This window comes from Rhizobium sp. YTUHZ045, assembly GCF_051124255.1.
In the GTDB taxonomy this organism is placed as follows: Bacteria; Pseudomonadota; Alphaproteobacteria; order Rhizobiales; family Rhizobiaceae; genus Rhizobium.
The window spans coordinates 628,070-645,062 of sequence record NZ_CP101433.1; the positions used below are offsets into that span (position 1 = coordinate 628,070).

The 16,993-nt window shown below is 60.2% G+C and carries 15 protein-coding genes and 3 pseudogenes; 10 read left to right on the top strand and 8 right to left on the bottom strand.

Annotation, left to right across the window (positions count from 1 at the left end):
• Positions 1 to 133 precede the first annotated feature (133 nt).
• Genes NMA58_RS25200 through NMA58_RS25210 form a run of 3 tightly spaced genes read left to right on the top strand, consistent with a single transcriptional unit; the run spans position 134 to position 5,593 of the window.
• The gene (locus tag NMA58_RS25200; RefSeq protein WP_434713606.1) at positions 134 to 895 is read left to right on the top strand and encodes an ImuA family protein; all 762 of its coding nucleotides are present in this window, start codon (positions 134 to 136) and stop codon (positions 893 to 895) included.
• Positions 816 to 2,330, top strand: coding sequence for a Y-family DNA polymerase (locus NMA58_RS25205; protein WP_434713607.1), 1,515 nt, complete (start codon positions 816 to 818; stop codon positions 2,328 to 2,330). Before NMA58_RS25200 ends, NMA58_RS25205 begins: the two co-directional genes overlap by 80 nt.
• Positions 2,330 to 5,593: an error-prone DNA polymerase gene (locus NMA58_RS25210; protein WP_434714391.1), complete on the top strand. Its 3,264-nt coding sequence runs from the start codon at positions 2,330 to 2,332 to the stop codon at positions 5,591 to 5,593. The genes NMA58_RS25205 and NMA58_RS25210 overlap by 1 nt, the downstream gene beginning before the upstream one ends.
• 63 nt (positions 5,594 to 5,656) lie before the next feature.
• Here NMA58_RS25210 and NMA58_RS25215 read toward each other — a convergent pair whose 3' ends face one another.
• Together NMA58_RS25215 and NMA58_RS25220 are read right to left on the bottom strand one after the other, a co-directional pair.
• Positions 5,657 to 6,049 (bottom strand): ester cyclase, encoded by a 393-nt coding sequence (locus NMA58_RS25215; protein WP_434713609.1) that lies wholly within the window; start codon positions 6,047 to 6,049, stop codon positions 5,657 to 5,659.
• Between the two features lie 502 nt (positions 6,050 to 6,551).
• A complete protein-coding gene (locus tag NMA58_RS25220) occupies positions 6,552 to 7,691 on the bottom strand; it encodes an epoxide hydrolase family protein (RefSeq protein WP_434713611.1) in 1,140 nt (379 codons plus the stop codon).
• Positions 7,692 to 7,844: 153 nt separating this feature from the next.
• On the opposite strand from NMA58_RS25220, the gene NMA58_RS25225 reads away from it, so the two are divergent.
• Positions 7,845 to 8,783 (top strand): LysR family transcriptional regulator, encoded by a 939-nt coding sequence (locus tag NMA58_RS25225; RefSeq protein WP_434714392.1) that lies wholly within the window; start codon positions 7,845 to 7,847, stop codon positions 8,781 to 8,783.
• Between the two features lie 234 nt (positions 8,784 to 9,017).
• On the opposite strand, the pseudogene NMA58_RS25230 reads toward NMA58_RS25225, so the two are convergent.
• The 4 genes and pseudogenes from NMA58_RS25230 to NMA58_RS25245 form a co-directional block, all read right to left on the bottom strand.
• Positions 9,018 to 9,210 (bottom strand): annotated as a pseudogene (locus NMA58_RS25230) (SOS response-associated peptidase); the annotation flags it as partial.
• A 219-nt stretch (positions 9,211 to 9,429) separates the two neighbouring features.
• The gene (locus tag NMA58_RS25235) at positions 9,430 to 9,609 is read right to left on the bottom strand and encodes a hypothetical protein (RefSeq protein ID WP_434713613.1); all 180 of its coding nucleotides are present in this window, start codon (positions 9,607 to 9,609) and stop codon (positions 9,430 to 9,432) included.
• Between the two features lie 222 nt (positions 9,610 to 9,831).
• Positions 9,832 to 9,993 (bottom strand): hypothetical protein, encoded by a 162-nt coding sequence (locus NMA58_RS25240; RefSeq protein WP_434713615.1) that lies wholly within the window; start codon positions 9,991 to 9,993, stop codon positions 9,832 to 9,834.
• A gap of 82 nt (positions 9,994 to 10,075) precedes the next feature.
• Entirely contained in the window at positions 10,076 to 10,261 is a 186-nt protein-coding gene (locus tag NMA58_RS25245) for a DUF3606 domain-containing protein (RefSeq protein ID WP_434713616.1), read from the bottom strand.
• A 597-nt stretch (positions 10,262 to 10,858) separates the two neighbouring features.
• Here NMA58_RS25245 and NMA58_RS25250 point away from each other — a divergent pair.
• The 6 genes and pseudogenes from NMA58_RS25250 to NMA58_RS25275 form a co-directional block, all read left to right on the top strand.
• The gene (locus NMA58_RS25250; protein ID WP_434713618.1) at positions 10,859 to 11,062 is read left to right on the top strand and encodes a tautomerase family protein; all 204 of its coding nucleotides are present in this window, start codon (positions 10,859 to 10,861) and stop codon (positions 11,060 to 11,062) included.
• Positions 11,063 to 11,158: 96 nt separating this feature from the next.
• Positions 11,159 to 11,467 carry a type II toxin-antitoxin system RelB/DinJ family antitoxin gene (locus NMA58_RS25255; RefSeq protein WP_183704861.1) on the top strand — a complete coding sequence of 103 codons (309 nt, stop codon included), beginning with the start codon at positions 11,159 to 11,161 and terminating at the stop codon, positions 11,465 to 11,467.
• Between the two features lie 19 nt (positions 11,468 to 11,486).
• A pseudogene (locus NMA58_RS25260) lies at positions 11,487 to 11,597 on the top strand (IS3 family transposase); the annotation flags it as partial.
• A gap of 159 nt (positions 11,598 to 11,756) precedes the next feature.
• Positions 11,757 to 12,935: a Fic family protein gene (locus tag NMA58_RS25265; protein ID WP_434713620.1), complete on the top strand. Its 1,179-nt coding sequence runs from the start codon at positions 11,757 to 11,759 to the stop codon at positions 12,933 to 12,935.
• A gap of 352 nt (positions 12,936 to 13,287) precedes the next feature.
• The gene (locus tag NMA58_RS25270) at positions 13,288 to 13,596 is read left to right on the top strand and encodes a type II toxin-antitoxin system RelB/DinJ family antitoxin (protein WP_434713622.1); all 309 of its coding nucleotides are present in this window, start codon (positions 13,288 to 13,290) and stop codon (positions 13,594 to 13,596) included.
• Positions 13,593 to 13,862: pseudogene (locus NMA58_RS25275) on the top strand (type II toxin-antitoxin system RelE/ParE family toxin); the annotation flags it as partial. The gene NMA58_RS25270 and the pseudogene NMA58_RS25275, both read left to right, overlap by 4 nt.
• Before the next feature lie 331 nt (positions 13,863 to 14,193).
• On the opposite strand, the gene NMA58_RS25280 reads toward NMA58_RS25275, so the two are convergent.
• The gene (locus NMA58_RS25280) at positions 14,194 to 16,287 is read right to left on the bottom strand and encodes a two-component system sensor histidine kinase NtrB (protein ID WP_434713624.1); all 2,094 of its coding nucleotides are present in this window, start codon (positions 16,285 to 16,287) and stop codon (positions 14,194 to 14,196) included.
• A complete protein-coding gene (locus tag NMA58_RS25285) occupies positions 16,284 to 16,976 on the bottom strand; it encodes a winged helix-turn-helix domain-containing protein (RefSeq protein ID WP_434714394.1) in 693 nt (230 codons plus the stop codon). The genes NMA58_RS25280 and NMA58_RS25285 overlap by 4 nt, the downstream gene beginning before the upstream one ends.
• Positions 16,977 to 16,993: the final 17 nt, after the last annotated feature.

Below are 16,993 nucleotides of genomic sequence, written 5' to 3' on the forward strand. Positions count from 1 at the left end.
ACGGATTTTCTCCATCGGCACTATCGCTCAACTTCCGCGCGCCACATGCGCATTGACTCATTTCCGCTTTGAGAACAAATACAGAACATATTTCATCATCTCAAGCCGAAAACGGGTTGCCGTAAAGGAGATCATGACCGCAGCCGTCGCCACTTCGAATGCCGTTCTCGACGAGTTGCGCGAGAAAATCGCCAGCCTGGAAGGGGCCGGCTTGCGCGCGCGCAGTGTCCTACCGTTCGGGGTTGGCGAGATCGATGCGCAACTGCCGGGAGGGGGGCTGGCCTATGGCGCGCTGCATGAAGTCGCCGGCGGTGGCAATGGCGCCATCGACGGCGCGGCGGCAGCCCTTTTCATCGGCGGCATCGCCGCCCGCACCACCGGCAAGGTCGTGTGGTGCCTCACCCGCTTCGATCTGTTCTTCCCCGCACTTGCCCAGGTCGGACTGCATCCCGACCGCGTGATCTTCGTCGAATGCGACAGAGAAGAGACCGTGCTCGCAAGCTTCGAAGAGGCCCTTCGCTATGGCGGGCTTGGCGCCGTCGTCGCCGAACTGGTGCGCCTACCGATGACGGCATCGCGCCGGCTGCAGCTGGCGGCAGAGAAATCCGGGACATTGGGCCTGGTGATCCGCCGCTGGCGGCGCCAGACAGAAGCGTCGGATTTCGGCATGCCGACGGCGGCGGCAACCCGCTGGCGGATCTCGGTGCTGCCGTCCGAGCCGTTGCCGGTCGCCGGTGTCGGGCGGGCGCGTTGGCTGGCGGAGCTGATGCGGGTCAAAGCAGGGGAGGGAGGCGAATTCATCATCGGAGCATGTGATGGCCAGGGTCGTATCTGTCTTTCTTCCGACACTGCCGACCGACCGGATCAGGCGGGACGATCCTTCGCTATCGGTTGAAACGCCGCTGGTGGTGATCGCCAGAAGTGGTTCGAAGCGATGGATTGCCGCGGCTGATCTGGCAGCGACCAAACTCGGCCTTCGTCTCGGCACGCCGGCGGCCAAGGCGCAGGCATTGGTCCAAGGCCTGATGATGATCGATGCGGATCCGGCAGCCGATCTCGCGGCGCTGGAACGGCTGACACTCTGGGCCTTGTCACAATACTCTCCTGTCGTTGCCATGGATCCTCCTGATGGCATCGTCATGGACACCGAAGGCGCCGATCATCTTCAGGGCGGCGAGGATCTGATGCTGTCGGGTCTCGTCAATCGGCTTCGTGGCCGCGGCCTCGCGGCGCGTGCGGCGATCGCCGACACTTGGGGCGCGGCGCATGCGCTCGCCCGGACAACGGATCGCGAAACGATCATCATCCCGCGCGGCGAAACGGCCCGGGTGGTGAACCGCTCGCCCTTGTCGTCGCTGCGACTGCCGGGGGAAACTGTGGCCAGCCTCCGCAGCCTCGGCTTTGCCACCGTCGGCGATCTCGCCGCCACGCCACGCGCGCCGCTGACGCTGCGCTTCGGGCGGGAGGTCGGGCGCCGTCTCGACCAGATGTTCGGCCGACTTGCCGAGCCGATCGATCCGATCCGGCCGGCTGACCTTGTCGAGGTCCACAAATCATTCGCCGAGCCGATCGGCGCGCCGGAGACGATCGAGAAATATGTGAGCCGCCTCGTGCGGCAGCTCTGTCTCGAGCTCGAGAAGCGCGGACTTGGCGTTCGACGCGCCGATCTCATCGTGCACCGCGTCGACAACACGCTTCAGTCGCTCCGCGCCGGTACGGCCAAGCCGGTCCGCGATATCGCCTGGCTGACGAAACTCTTCCGCGATCGGATCGAGAGGATCGAGCCTGGCTTTGGCATCGAAAAGCTCAGTCTTGCCGCGATCATCGCCGAGCCGCTGATCGAGGCGCAGTCGGCGTCGTCGCTCATCGAGGAGCAGGTGACCGATGTGACGCCGCTCATCGATGTGCTCGACAATCGCGGCGGCCAGCGGATTTTCCGGGTGGCGCCGGTGGCGAGCGACGTCCCGGAGCGCAGCGTCCGGCGGATCGCGCCGACGGCGGCGGAAGACGGCGCCACCTGGCCGCTGCACTGGCCGCGGCCGTCGCGCCTTTTGCCCCATCCCGAACTGATAGAAGTGATTGCGCTTCTGCCCGATCATCCGCCGGTCTCGTTTACCTGGCGCGGCAAGCGGCGCCGGGTGAAGCGCGCCGACGGGCCGGAACGGATTTTTGGAGAATGGTGGCAACGCAGCGCCGAATGGATCGCCGTGCGCGACTATTTCGTCGTCGAGGACGATACCGGCGAACGGTTCTGGATTTTCCGCTCCGGCGATGGTGTCGATACGGACACCGGCTCGCACAAATGGTTCCTGCACGGGGTGTTTGCGTGATGCGCTATGCCGAGCTGCAGGTCACCACGCATTTCTCGTTCCTCCGCGGCGCGAGCTCGGCGGAGGAGCTGTTTGCGACCGCAAAACTGATGGGCATCGAAGCCCTCGGCGTCGTCGACCGCAACAGCCTGGCCGGCATCGTCCGGGCGCTGGAGGCATCGCGCGCCACCGGCCTGCGGCTCGTCGTTGGCTGCCGGCTCGACCTGCGGGACGGCATGTCGATCCTCGCCTATCCCACCGATCGCGCCGCCTATTCGCGATTGACGCGGCTTCTGACCCTGGGCAAGGGCCGCGGCGGCAAGGCCAACTGCATTCTGCATCTCGACGATGTCGCGCTCTATGCCGAAGGGCTGATCGGCATCCTCGTGCCTGATATGGCGGACGACACCTGTGCCGTGCAGCTTCGGAAGATGGCGGAAGTCTTCGGTGATCGTGCCTATGTTTCGCTTTGCCTGCGCCGGCGGCCCAACGATCAATTGCGTCTGCATGAGCTGTCGAGCCTGGCGGTCAAGCATCGGGTGAAGACCGTCATTACAAACGATGTGCTGTTTCACGAGCCGGGTCGGCGGCAGCTGCAGGATGTCGTCACCTGCATTCGGACCGGCACCACCATCGACGATGTCGGCTTCGAGCGCGAACGGCATGCCGACCGCTACCTCAAGCCGCCGGAAGAAATGGCGCGTCTGTTTCCGCGGTACCCGGAAGCGCTGGCGCGAACGACGGAGATTGTTCAGCGCTGCAAATTCTCGCTCGAGGAGCTGGTCTATCAGTACCCCGATGAGGCGCTGATCCCGGGTATGACCGCGCAGGAGTCGCTGGAGCATTATACCTGGGAGGGCGTCAGGACGCGTTATCCCGAAGGCCTGCCTAATCATGTCGAGAAGACCATCCGGCACGAACTCGCGCTGATCGAGACGATGCGCTACGCGCCTTACTTCCTCACCGTCTTCTCGATCGTCCGCTATGCCCGATCGCAGGGCATTCTCTGCCAGGGCCGAGGATCGGCGGCTAATTCCGCCGTCTGTTATGTGCTCGGTATCACCTCGATCGATCCCGACACCAACGATCTGCTCTTCGAACGGTTCGTCTCCCAGGAACGCGACGAGCCGCCTGACATCGATGTCGACTTCGAGCATGAGCGACGTGAGGAGGTGATCCAGTGGATCTACAAGACCTATGGCCATGACAAGGCGGCACTCTGCTCGACCGTCACCCGCTATCGCGCCAAGGGCGCCATTCGCGATGTCGGCAAGGCACTGGGTCTGCCCGAGGATCTGATCAAGTCCCTTTCCTCCGGCCTCTGGTCCTGGTCGGAAGAGGTGGGTGAGCAACATGTGCGCGATCTCGGCCTCAATCCCGAGGACCGGCGTCTCGCGCTGACGTTGAAGCTTGCCCGGCAATTGATGGGCGCGCCACGCCATCTCGGCCAGCATCCCGGTGGCTTCGTGCTGACCCATGACAGGCTTGATGACCTGGTGCCGATCGAACCGGCGACGATGGTCGACCGGCAGGTGATCGAGTGGGACAAGGACGATATCGAGGCGCTGAAATTCATGAAGGTTGACGTGCTGGCGCTCGGCATGCTGACCTGCATGGCCAAGGCCTTTGCGCTGATCGGAGGCCACAAGCATCAGGATCTCGATCTCGCCACGATACCGCAGGAGGATCCTGCGACCTATGCAATGATCCGCAAGGCCGACACGCTCGGCACCTTCCAGATCGAATCCCGCGCCCAGATGTCGATGCTGCCGCGCATGAAGCCGCGGACCTTCTACGATCTCGTCATCCAGGTGGCGATCGTCCGGCCCGGACCGATCCAGGGCGACATGGTGCATCCTTATCTGCGCCGGCGCGAAGGCAAGGAGAAGGTCGAATACCCCACACCTGAACTGGAGGCGGTGCTTCATAAGACGCTGGGCGTGCCGCTGTTTCAGGAGTCTGCCATGAAAGTGGCGATGGTCTGTGCGGGGTTTACCGGCGGCGAAGCCGACCAGCTTCGGAAATCCATGGCGACCTTCAAGTTCACCGGCGGCGTTTCGCGCTTCCAGGACAAGCTTGTGAACGGGATGGTCAGGAACGGATATTCGAAGGAGTTTGCCGAAAGGACATTTTCGCAGCTCGAGGGCTTCGGTTCCTATGGCTTTCCGGAAAGCCATGCCGCGTCCTTCGCACTGATCGCCTACGCTTCCAACTACGTGAAATGCCATTTTCCGGATGTTTTCTGCGCGGCGCTTTTGAACTCGCAGCCGATGGGCTTCTATGCCCCTGCCCAGATCGTCGCCGACGCGAGGAAACACGGAGTCGAGATCCGGCCCGTCTGCATCAACGGGTCGCGCTGGGACTGCACGCTGGAGCCGATCGAAGGCAGCAACCAGCATGCCGTTCGCCTCGGGATGCGCCTGGTGCGCGGGCTGGCAACCGCGGATGCAGCGCGCATCGTCGCGGCTCGAGCCGACGAGCCCTTCACCTCCGTCGACGACATGTGGCGTCGCTCCGGCGTTCCGGTCGCCTCGCTCGTCGAGTTGGCAGAAGCCGATGCCATCCTTCCCTCATTGCGGCTCGAGCGGCGGGATGCTCTCTGGGCGATCAAGGCGCTGCGCGACGAGCCGCTGCCGCTCTTCACTGCCGCGGCGGAAAGGGAGGCGCGGGCGATCGCCGAGCAGCAGGAGCCCGAAGTCGAGCTCACGCAGATGACCGAAGGCCACAACGTTGTCGAGGATTACAGCCACACGGGTTTGACGCTCAGGCAGCACCCTTTGCGGTTCCTGCGGACCGACCTTGCCAAGCGCCGGATCGTCACCTGTGCCGAGGCGATGACAGCGCGCGACGGACAGTGGCTGATGGCCGCCGGCCTAGTGCTGGTGCGGCAGCGGCCGGGATCGGCAAGGGGGGTGATGTTCATCACCATTGAGGACGAGACCGGCATCGCCAATATCGTCGTCTGGCCAAAGCTCTTCGAGCGATCGAGGCGTGTGGTGCTCGGCGCCAGCATGATGGCGATTAATGGAAGGATCCAGCGGGAAGGCGAGGTGGTTCACCTCGTCGCCCAGCAGCTCTTCGATCTCTCGGCCGACCTGTCTGGGCTTGCCTGGCATGACGGATCGTTTCATCCGCCGACCGGCCGCGGCGACGAGTTCGCCCATGGTTCGCCGGGCAGTCCGGACTCACGCGAAAAGGCGCCTCCGGGCGTTCGGGCGAGGGACATGTTCGTGCCTGATCTTCACATCGATACGCTGAAGATCAAGAGCCGGAATTTTCAGTGACACTAAGGCAGACGATTGGGTCGGAGATTCGACTCCTTTCAAGAGCAGCTCTGTTCGCGAGATTTACCTCAGGAAAAGCTGAGTCTCAATCGCGGTCTTGTCGAGCACTGACCATACCCTGACAATCTTATCGTTCTTATATTCATAAAAGACATTTTCGGAGAACGACACGCGCTTGCCATTTACAGGAAGGCCGAGGAACTCGCCGCTCGGGCTGATATCAAATTTGAGGCGACTCGCCACTGTGTTATGGTCGGACACTAGAATGCTTACCTCGAAATGCAGGTCGGGGATCTCGCGAAACTCTCTCTCCCGCGCTTGTCGATACGCATCAAGTCCGACCACCTCGCCGTTGTAGGCAACCTCAGTGTTGACGTAGTATGCTAAACTGTCCCAGTCTTGGTTGTTGAGGCAATCGATATATCGACGGTACAAATCCGAAAGTTCAGTGGCCAATTCGTTCCTCCTTGGCTTCAAGTCATCTGCTCGTGGAGCCTGATGATAGCCCTCGCAAATCGACGGGTTGCACTTGCGGCACCTTGTGGCAGGCGTCGAGGACGCGATGTTCGTGAAAATCGATGAACATCTTTTGCATGGTCTGACGTCGCTCCTGGCTTCAAAGGATCGTTTACCTCGTCGATGGCTATGGTCAGCACTGTTATTCGAGTCTTGTGGGCCTGATTGGCTTCAAACTCCTCCAATGCGACCTCACCGGCCTTAAAGCCGAAATGAGTGTCGATAGCAGCTTATCAGGACGTCTACGAACGCCGGATTTTCGAACGCGTCGGCCGATCTCGCAAACGCGGCGCCGTCGAGTGCTGTTGCCGCTGATGTCGATGATGTCGTAGCCAATGCAGGACACCAACCTTCGATCCGTTCCGGCCACAGGGCTGCCGCCACGCAAGAAGCGTTTCCGCCCCCGTCTCAACATTTCTCCTGGCTGTTCCATTCGTCCTCCTCAAAGCCTGCCTTCTTCAATCTTGGCGATGAACCCTCGCAGGTCGGCGAGCATCAGTTCCGGTTGCTCGAGCGCCGCGAAGTGGCCGCCCTTGGTCATCTCGCTCCAATGAACGACGTTGTAGGTCTTTTCAGCAAACGATCTGGGTGGTGGGAGGAATACCGGATCGGGAAACGCAGCTACGCCCATTGGGACCTCGATGCGCGTACCTTCCGGAAATGTCTGGGATCCCTCCAGACGCTTGCCGTGATAGATCCAGGTCGAAGTGACAACCGATGACGGTGCCAGGTAGAGCATAATGTTGGTCAGCAGTTCATCTTCGGAGAACTTGCCCCAGAGATCTGGACTACCGTCTGCCATCGTACCCAGGTCCGCCCATTTGCCAAATTTTTCCAATATCCATCCAGCCGCTCCGACCGGGCTGTCGGCAAGCGCCACCCCCAGCGTCTGCGGGCGAGTCTCCTGTTCGTGATTATAACCCGTCTCCCAGTCGAGGATCGCGGCTCGCCTTTTGACCAGGTCCTCCTCTTGCGGGGTAGTCGGGACAACATCCTTGGCCAGGACACTGACCATGTTAAGGTGGAACCCAAGCAACGCGTCTGGCTGGCTATAAGCCATCCAACTTGCGATCCCTGCGCCCCAATCCCCTCCCTGTACGACGTATTGGCGACCCGGAAACAGCCTCGTCATGAGCACATGCATCAGTCCGGCTGCTCGCCGTGGTCCGATGACGCCCGTGATCGGCTGTGAAAACGCAAATCCGGGGAGGGAAGGGACGACCACGTCGTGCCCGTCCGCTACGAGCGGCTCGATAAGGCGTTCAAACTCAAGATAGGATCCCGGCCAACCATGCAGAAGGAGGACAGGTGGCTTGGCGCCATCGCCTTTGGCGTGGAGGAAGTGAATTCCTTCGCCCTCCACATCCGTCTTGAAATTAGGAAGCCGGTTGAGACGCTGCTCAACCTCGCGCCAATCATACTGATCAAGCCAGTAGGCGACCAGGCGCTTGAGGTCGCTCACTCCGACCCCTGCCGACCAGCCGCCGACATCGGTGAGCTGAGACCAGTCATACGCCTCGACCTTGTTGCGGATCGCAGCGAGGCGCTCATCGGATATGTGGATCTTAAATGGCGAGATCATCCTGTTTTGCCCTCCAATTTATTCGACCGCGGGTTAACTCCACGAACGGAAGGTTGCATCATTCGACCAGGCGCAAAGATGGGCTTTTCTTTTGGCCTGTGTATAACATCTTTGCGCGAAAATCTTTTGCGCAGGACGCATAAATGGATGGAAATGGAAGTGACAGGTGATCTTGAGGTGTTCACGTTAGTCGCCGAAGCGGGAAGCTTCTCCGCGGCCGGTCGCCGGCTCGGTCTTGCGCCATCTTCGGTCGCCAGAATCGTCGATCGCATCGAAGCAAGGCTTGGGGTCCGGCTGCTGCTGCGCAGTACTCGATTGCTGACAATTACGCCGGAGGGCACCGCCTACCTATCGGCGGCGCGCAGAATTCTCGCGGATCTCCGCGAAACCGAGCAGATGATCTCCGACCGGAGTTCCCCGAGCGGTCGTCTTCGGGTGACCACGTCCATCCAGTACGGGAGACTGTCGCTGGTCCCGCTTCTGGGCGAGTTTATCAGGCGGTATCCCGGCATCTTGCTCGACATCAACCTCACCGACACGATCGTGAACATCGCCGCAGGGCAAGCGGACGTTGGCATCCGCTTCGGTCCCGTGACCGACGAGGCGTTGACAGCGCGAAAGCTCGGCGAAACGCGCAAGGTGATCGTGGCATCCCCGGAATACCTCGCACGTCGAGGCACGCCGCAGATTCCAGAGGACCTTCATGATCACGATTGTTTGGGGTTCAACTTCAAGCGAGTTGCCCCAACCTGGCCGTTTCGGAAAGATGGGCGTGATTATCCGTTGACCATCAAAGGCAGTGTAGAGGCAAACAACGGCGAGACGCTGGGGCAACTCGCCGCAGATGGTGTCGGAATTACGCGCGTGGGAATACAGACCGTCGAGGACGCGATTCGGTCCGGGCAACTCGTGCCGCTTCTAGAGGAGTTCAATCCCGGCGAAGTGGAGGAGATCCATGCGGTATTCGTCGGCGGAGCCCACATGCCGGTGCGTGTCAGGTGTTTCGTCGATTACCTCGTCGAAAACTCACGCCTCCTTGGGACTGGCCGTCCGGTGCGTCCGGAACCGGCGGTTCCAATGCCTGATGTTTGAGTCTACGGGTTGAGTGTAACAGCGGTTCGATTCCCTTCAACTGCCAGGCTTTTTCATTCCTGTGAAGCGCTGTTGTGGGACCGTCTTTCGGGAATCAGTCAAGCCGCCGGCATTGAGAGACGGGATCCAGGAACTCAAGCACTCGGAATTGCTTGCTTGACGCCTGTCAAAAGTTATCCAGGTATTGGCGCGACGAAGGGCGCTGGAACGCGGACGCTCAGCACCAAGTCGCCGTCTGCGTTTCTTCCTTGCGTCCTTTGGGTCGGTAGATTCGTAAAAACCATCGGCGACGATCAGGCAGCGGTTGGACGCGAACTCGCGGCCTTCCGAACGGAAATTATACACGGGCCGCTTTGTCGGCCCGGCCAACTCCTGCGCCGCTGTACAAGCTCCCCTCATCGCAGGCGCCGTCGATTGATCTGACGATGTCGAGGGCGGCATGCGATAGATGCGGGCCGCCGTCTGCTGCGGGCAGCGAACGACAATTTCAAAGAAGCGATGGAACTGGCGAGGTATGCGGCCGAATAGGCGAGGGAAGTTTGCTGCAGTTCGTCACCCTTTTTAAGGTGAAGGGGTTCAACCCCGCACCTTTCCGGGCGCCTAAGCTGTTGGGACGGACGCTCGGCGAGCGATCAGCCGAGCGTAACTACCGCCACCTAGGATCTCGCTGGACGTTATGAAGAAGTTCGGATGCTGTAGCGAAGGGGCCGAATAGCTGCAGCAGCCGGGCTTCCTCGATATCAGTGAGATGGCGGCGCTTCGCGAATTCCTTTACCGACCACACGGGTTTAATTTGGACATTCTCAAGAGATTCAATACGCTGCATGCTTACTCATCCTCCTGCTAGCAGGATGTGATATATGCATTTCTAAATTAGAAAACTATAAAATAAGACATACCCGACGGATTGGTGCGCTTCCGGACACGAGCGGCGGCGTCTAGCGGATTTCTCTGGCTTACGTTTACCCATTGCCTGGCGCTGCCTCCTCTCGGCGACGGGTAATGCTGCACCGGGCTCCTTTCGGGTTGAACTCGGCGCTTTCGTTTTCTAGACAGCCACGCGTCGAGCGGCTTTGTCGTAAGCCTTTCGGTCCGAGCCATATTGCTCAATGATCTGCCGAGCGTCTTCCAGGCTGATGCGATGATTCTTTGCCAGGATCTTGACGTCATTTGTTTGAGCTGGCGCGGAGGCGCCTTTCTGGTTAGTCATCGTACTTCTCCTGGGATACCGGCAGGGCATCAGCGCGCCGAGCGCCCATAAACCGTTCCAACTTATGTGGGTGTTCCACTTCCTATTTCTTGAGACGCTCGGCCGCCTTGTTAGCCTCGTTTCGGTCGGATCCGTGGGCCTTGACGATCTTCTCAGCTTGGTCTCGGCTTATGCCGTGTTTGCGGGCGAAATAACGGACTTCGTAAGGTTCGCTCGCAGAAATCCTTCTGCGATCTGCGGCGCCTCGCTTTGACTTATCATCGGCCATCGTCGTTTCCTCCAATTGTGGAGACCGAACGCTTGAGCAGTTGGCACGGTTCCTCGAAGTCGGTCAGCAGAAGCCGCATCTTCGTTTATGATTGGATGCGTTTGACGAACACTTTGGGTGGTGTAGTCACCTGAGTGTTGACTGTCTAAGGTCCGTGATCATGCGAGCGTATTCGGCCTCGGACCTTCCGTAGCTGCCGCCGGCCTTGGATATCAGCCTCTCGCGATTGCGCACCACGATAGTGGGGCGAGACGCCCTGATCATTCCGTCTCCTTCAAGAACCGCAAGCCCCAGGGAAACGCCCGCCTCGTTCCGAGCAGGTATGTTCGTGTGTCACATTGATCTCGTGACCATCGACCATATTGTCGACAGCGGGCAGGGCGGGGGGTGCAGCCTCCGGTCGCGCCATGTCGCTCGTCACCACTTCGAAGGCTGCTGCTCGGCCCGGCCCTCTCGGCTTCATCGCCGAACGTTCCTCGCTGTTGATTAAGCCTTTGCATCGTCCTCGTCGCCTTCCTAGCGATTTTGGCGACCAGCAACATCCTTCGCCACCGGCACCTGCTGGACTGACCAATTGGCGCATCACGGAGACGCTTCATGCCCCATGTAAAGTTCGAGCTGTTGAGCGGCCGCGACGAGCGGATGAAAGCCGAACTCGCCGCGCGGATCACCCAGTTCTTTGTCGATGTCCTCGGCTCTGTGCCATCTAACGTCACCGTGGTCCTGTCGGATGTGAAGCCCTCCGACTGGTTCATCGCGGGGGCCCCGCAAGCGGCTTCCGCCAAGCCGATCGGAGCTTGATCCTCAGGCCCGCAGCCGGGGGCCTTATCGCCCGGAAACTTACTATGGATTTTGTCATTCAAATGCATTACCTTGCTATTAAATTTGGAGATAGCCATGGCTGCAAACGCACTTGTCCAAACACGTATCGATGCCGAAGTTCGGGATCGTGCTTCCGCCGTCCTTGAGAACATGGGCCTGACGGTATCAGATGCAGTCCGCATCCTGCTCACGCGGACAGCTAACGAGGGTGCGCTGCCACTTGAACTTTTTTCGGGAAGCGAGGCTCACGATGCCTGGTTTCGCACGAAGGTACTCGAAGCACTGAACGACACTCGACCGGACGTGTCAGATTTTGACGTCGAGGCACACTTCGAGGAGCGCCGGGCGATAGCGCGCGTCAAAGCAGGTGCTCTCAAGTCGTGAAGCTTACATGGTCTGCGTTCGCGATGAATCTCGCCAGGATGTGTTCGACTACATCGAGATGTTCTACTACCCGAAACGCAAGCACGTCAGAAACGGAATGCTGTCGCCCGTCGAGTTCGAGAAGCAGTAGAAAATCTAACCCGAGGGTGTCTACGAAACTCGGGGCTATTCAGCCTGCGCTTGACGCAATGACAACGGTCTACGTTAATTAAGCGCGCTTACCTAAGCTTGAGGCTTATTTAAATAAAGGGGCTCTTGCTTAAATAACGGACGGAATTCATATTAGGCTATGTCTGATTCCGAACCTAATTTGCGCCTGGGCCGTTTTGTCAAAACAACGGCAGCGAGCGAAACAGTGCGGGCGTTCGTGCCTCCGCCATTGCCGCCCGAGCCATCCATCGATGTCCTTTCGCTATTGGAGCGCCTCAGTCTGGCAGAGCGTGCGCTAGGTCGCCTGGATGGCATCACAATGCTGCTCCCGCGCCAGGAGTTATTCCTCTACATGTATGTAAGAAAGGAGGCAGTTCTTTCCTCGCAGATTGAAGGCACACAGTCGACGCTTTCCGATCTTTTGCGGTTTGAGACCGAGGCTCAAGCGGGGCAACCGGTCGATGATATTCGTGAGGTTTCCAATTACGTTGATGCGATGATGTACGGTTTGGAGCGTTTGGAAACGCTGCCAATGTCATTGCGCCTGATCCGAGAGATGCACGCACGACTGCTGCAAAGCGGGCGGGGAGGCACTAAGGATCCAGGAGAGTTCCGGCGCTCGCAGAATTGGATTGGAGGCACGCGACCCGGCAACGCACTCTTCGTGCCACCACCCGTGACGGAATTGGGTGGCTGCCTAGACGCGTTCGAGCGCTTCATGCATGACGATCAATCACGGTTACCGGCTCTGATCAAAGCTGGCCTCCTGCATGTCCAGTTCGAAACGATCCATCCATTTCTCAATGGCAATGGCCGGATAGGTCGTCTGCTTGTCACTCTTTACCTGTGCATGAACGGCGTTCTACGCAAACCATTGCTCTACCTCAGTCTTTACCTCAAGGCCCATCGGAGCGAATATTATCGATTACTGCAAGAGGTCCGTGAACATGGAAACTGGGAAGCTTGGCTAGACTTCTTCCTGACGGGTGTAGCCGACACCGCCAACCAAGCATTTGAAGCTGCCACTCGGATTGTCGATCTTTTCAAGGAGGACAGGGAGAAAATCACAGTCGAGAGCGACCGAGCCGGATCGGCCCTTCGTATTCACGAACTCTTTCAGCAAAACCCCTTTCATACGGCAAATCAGGTCGTTCAAATGACAGGCCTTTCCGCGCCGACTGTCAATGCAGCGCTCGCTGACTTGGAACGTTTGGGGATTGTCGACGAGGTGACAGGTCGCAAGCGTGGCCGTGTTTTCAGCTACCGTAGATATCTTGCAATCCTAAGCGAAGGCACTGATCCCCTGCCTGCTACGTGACTAAATCACGGATCGCAAGTTCGAATCTCTTCAAGAGCCTAACCAATTCAACAAAGCAGCTTTCAATCCGAGGCGGACAATTGGCCGCTGGTCGGCTCGTGAGTCCAGCAGACAAAGCCCACGATGCGACGGTCGTTTGGTGATAACGCGGCAGCAAGGAGGGTGCTACTGCCTAGACTAACGGCAGCTTTCAGATAAGAAGCACCGTTTGCGAGTCCGCCCGCTAGTTCCATGATATGCCGCACGAGAAAATCGCGTCGTCGATGATCTGAATAGGGCCTTGTCGGCCGGAAACTTACTATGGATTTTGTCATTCAAATGCATTACCTTGCTATTAAATTTGGAGATAGCCATGGCTGCAAACGCACTTGTCCAAACACGTATCGATGCCGAAGTTCGGGATCGTGCTTCCGCCGTCCTTGAGAACATGGGCCTGACGGTATCAGATGCAGTCCGCATCCTGCTCACGCGGACAGCTAACGAGGGTGCGATGCCACTTGAACTTTTTTCGGGAAGCGAGGCTCACGATGCCTGGTTTCGCACGAAGGTACTCGAAGCACTGAACGACACTCGACCGGACGTGTCAGATTTTGACGTCGAGGCACACTTCGAGGAGCGCCGGGCGATAGCGCGCGTCAAAGCAGGTGCTCTCAAGTCGTGAAGCTTACATGGTCTGCGTTCGCGCTGTCGGACCGAGACGCCATATTCACCTATATCGAGGCAGACAATCCTTCGGCCGCTGTAATGATCGACGAGCGGATCATGGCCGCTGCGCGCCGCTTGGTCGATTTTCCAGCAAGCGGTCGCGTTGGAAGAATTGCTGGGACACGCGAACTGGTGATCAACGGAACGCCATATATCGCTGCATATGTCGCTACGGAAACAGCAGTTCGTGTCCTGCGCGTCCTTCATGGATCGCAGGAATGGATAGCCAAAGTGGCCAAAGATCCGATTCTTTGCCCGTCCTTTCACACCAGCTTCTTCCCAGGCTTCTCTTTCGGCCACTTCGTGGGGGGGTAGCCCCTCAGTTGGCCATCCTTTGGGAATCCAGCGCCGAGTTTCGCGGGTTGTGATCAGGCGAACTTCGACGCCGTCGCCCGCGATTGGGCGAAAACAAAGAGCACCATACTGCTGTGCGGACCCGCCCTCGAGGATCGTCTTTGTATGGTCAGCCAAGCGGTTAATTGAGTTCTGACCTTTTTCATTTTCAGAAGTTGGGGCGTAATTCGATTCCTGACAAGCTGGCGTAGAACGCAATTCACGCCGGAAACAGCAGTTCCACGATCGTTCCCTTACCCGGCGCCGAGGCAATGCGCGCGTCGCCGCCGCTCTGGCGGACGAAGCCATATACCACGGCCAGGCCGAGACCTGCGCCGCCTTCGGCATCGCGGGTGGTGAAATAGGGTTCGAACGCCTTATCGATTGCCTCGGCCGACATGCCGATACCGTCGTCGATCACGCTGACGGTCACCCCGGCCTCGTTGCGGGCGCAACGGATGAGGATCGTTCCGCCCGCTGGCATGGCCGCGGCGGCGTTAAGGCAGAGGTTGAGGACCGATTGCTCGAAGAGCGCTGTATCGATGAGGACGGTGGGCAGGTCATCGGCTATGTCGAAGGCAAGCCGGCATTTTTCGCCGATGGCGATTTCAAGCACGTCGGCCATGCCGCGCAGCACGACGCCGATCTCCACCGGACCCGGATGGATCGGCTGCTGGCTGCCGATGGACAGCATGCTGCCGGCCAGCGACCTGCCCCGGTCGGCAGCCTTGCGAATGCGGGCGAGGTGTCGCTTTTGCCGGTCATTGAAGCCGGTTTCGCGCTCCAGCAGCCCAAGGCTGCCGGTGATGATACCGATCATGTTGCCGACTTCGTGGCTCACCTGATGGGTCATGCGCATGATGCCATCGAGCCGCTGGATCTTTGCTGCCTCCGCCTCCTGCCGGTCCATGTCGGTGATATCGCGCGCCAGCAGCACGATGCCGCCGTCGGGTTGACGCGATAGCGACACCTCAGTCACCCGGCCGGCGTCGGAGCGGTGGCGCAGCACCGACCGGTCGGAGAGCAGGCCGGCATCGTTTTCGGCCGGCAGGAGCGCCGGATCGATCTCCGGCAGCGGTGTCACGAAACTGCGGAGCGGCAATTTCCTGGCCGAACCAGACCAGCCGACAAGCTCGATGACTCGGCGGTTCATGGTGATCGGCCGGCCGCTCGCATCGAACAGCGCGATGCCCTCGTTCATGCTGCGGAAGGTGGAGCGGATGGTGCGGGCGGCGGCCTCTGCTGTCCGCCGCAGCCGCGTCACGCGCTCGACGCTCTCGCGGAACGCACGGAAGGCTTCGAGCAGGCGCACCAACTCGGTTTCCGTCCCGTCATAGCGCGGCGCATCGACATCCTTGCGCCCTTCTGCCAGTGCGTTCATGCCGTTCGAAAGCGCGACAATTCCGCGTGAGACGCGCATGACGGAGCGGATCGAGACCACGGCCATTGCCAGCACCAGCAGCGAGGCGACGGCGACGATGACCAGGATGCGGCTCAAGGCATCGGAGGTGGAGACGAGGTCGTCGCTGAGGCTGCGGGCAACGGCCTCGCTTTGGGTTTCCGTTGCATGCGACAGATCGCGCGAGACCGTATGCAGGCGCGAGACGGCGGCGCGGATGGCGAACATTTCGAGGAGATAGCGCGTCTGTGCCTCGAACACCCGTTCGTAGGGCGCAAGCTCGGCGGCGGCTATCCGGATGTCCGGCGCGGCGGGTTCGAGGCGCGGGGCGGTTTCGGAGACGTAGCGCCGGCGCAATTCACCGAGCTGGAAAAGGCTGTCCGAATTGGAGGCGGATTGCACGACGGCGTTCAGCCGGCCGCGGAAGTCGGCATCCGGAATGCCGCTGCCGGTTGCGATCTCGCCGAGCGCTGCCGCAGCCTCCGCCTTATGCTGCTGGGCGGATTCCGCGTCGCCTGCAAGCGCCGTCGTCTGCGTGCGGATCGTTTCCAGCAGCTCGACGATACGGCTGCTCGCAAAACCCTTCACGGCAGCCCCGTCGTTTTCAGGTTGCATGGCGCGCAGCAACGTATCGACCTGCACGACGACGGAGCGGCTTTCGCTGGAAACCCGGTAGGGCGAGGTCGCATTCATCAGGAAGGGTGCGCTGGAGACGAGGTCGGAAACCTGCCGCGACACGAGCGAGGCTTTGGCGAGACTCGAAAACGCATGCAGGCCATAAGCGGCCATCTCCTGGCGAGCCCGCTGCAAGCCATAGACGGCGATGGTCGCCAAGCTGAAGACGAGCACGCAGATGAAGGCGATGGCAAAGGGCAGGCGAAAGGCGATGGAGGAGAGGAAGGGACGGCTGATCACGATACGATCTCGCCATCGTCGGTGTCGAGAACATAGCCCTTGCCGCGGCGCGTCTTGATATGGCGCGGCAGGTCAGGATTGCGCTCGATCTTGCGACGCAGACGCAGCACGAGCACGTCGACATTGCGGTCGATGTAGCGCTCGCTTTCGGCGCCCAGCCGGTCGAGGATCTGTGCGCGGCTGACGGGTGCGTTCGGCGTTTCTGCGAGGATTTCGAGCAGCGCGAATTCGGCGCTCGTCAGCGACCTAGCAGGATCGGTGCGGCAGATGGCGCGGCGGCTCTGGAGATCCACCGACCAGTCGCCGAGTTTCAGGGATGCGGGCTCGTGCTCCCGTTCGCTTTCCCGCTCCGGCTTCAGCGAGGGGATGGTCCGGCGCAGCACGGCCTTGATACGCGCCGTCAATTCGATCGGCTCGAAGGGTTTCACGACATAGTCGTCGGCCGCCGTTTCGAGGCCGAGCACCCGGTCTGCGGCGCTGCCGGCAGCCGTCACCATGACGATGCCGATATTGGTCTGGGCCCGCAGGCGCTGCGCGAAGGTACGGCCGGAGGTACCGGGTAGGTTATGATCGACGAGCACGAGATGCACTGTTTCGCGCGAAAGCACGATCGCCGCTTCCTCCGCCGACGGCGCGGTGAGCGGCGTCCACCCCTCCGCCTCCACGAGGTCGGAGATAAGCTCCGCCATGTCCGGATCGTCCTCGA

Coding starts and splice junctions, on each gene's coding strand:
- NMA58_RS25245 (WP_434713616.1), bottom strand. CDS start 10,261: ATGGCCGATGATAAGTCAAAGCGAGGCGCCGCAGATCGCAGAAGGATT.
- NMA58_RS25270 (WP_434713622.1), top strand. CDS start 13,288: ATGGCTGCAAACGCACTTGTCCAAACACGTATCGATGCCGAAGTTCGG.
- NMA58_RS25285 (WP_434714394.1), bottom strand. CDS start 16,976: ATGGCGGAGCTTATCTCCGACCTCGTGGAGGCGGAGGGGTGGACGCCG.
- NMA58_RS25200 (WP_434713606.1), top strand. CDS start 134: ATGACCGCAGCCGTCGCCACTTCGAATGCCGTTCTCGACGAGTTGCGC.
- NMA58_RS25210 (WP_434714391.1), top strand. CDS start 2,330: ATGCGCTATGCCGAGCTGCAGGTCACCACGCATTTCTCGTTCCTCCGC.
- NMA58_RS25225 (WP_434714392.1), top strand. CDS start 7,845: ATGGAAGTGACAGGTGATCTTGAGGTGTTCACGTTAGTCGCCGAAGCG.
- NMA58_RS25220 (WP_434713611.1), bottom strand. CDS start 7,691: ATGATCTCGCCATTTAAGATCCACATATCCGATGAGCGCCTCGCTGCG.
- NMA58_RS25205 (WP_434713607.1), top strand. CDS start 816: ATGGCCAGGGTCGTATCTGTCTTTCTTCCGACACTGCCGACCGACCGG.
- NMA58_RS25255 (WP_183704861.1), top strand. CDS start 11,159: ATGGCTGCAAACGCACTTGTCCAAACACGTATCGATGCCGAAGTTCGG.
- NMA58_RS25250 (WP_434713618.1), top strand. CDS start 10,859: ATGCCCCATGTAAAGTTCGAGCTGTTGAGCGGCCGCGACGAGCGGATG.
- NMA58_RS25265 (WP_434713620.1), top strand. CDS start 11,757: ATGTCTGATTCCGAACCTAATTTGCGCCTGGGCCGTTTTGTCAAAACA.
- NMA58_RS25235 (WP_434713613.1), bottom strand. CDS start 9,609: ATGCAGCGTATTGAATCTCTTGAGAATGTCCAAATTAAACCCGTGTGG.
- NMA58_RS25240 (WP_434713615.1), bottom strand. CDS start 9,993: ATGACTAACCAGAAAGGCGCCTCCGCGCCAGCTCAAACAAATGACGTC.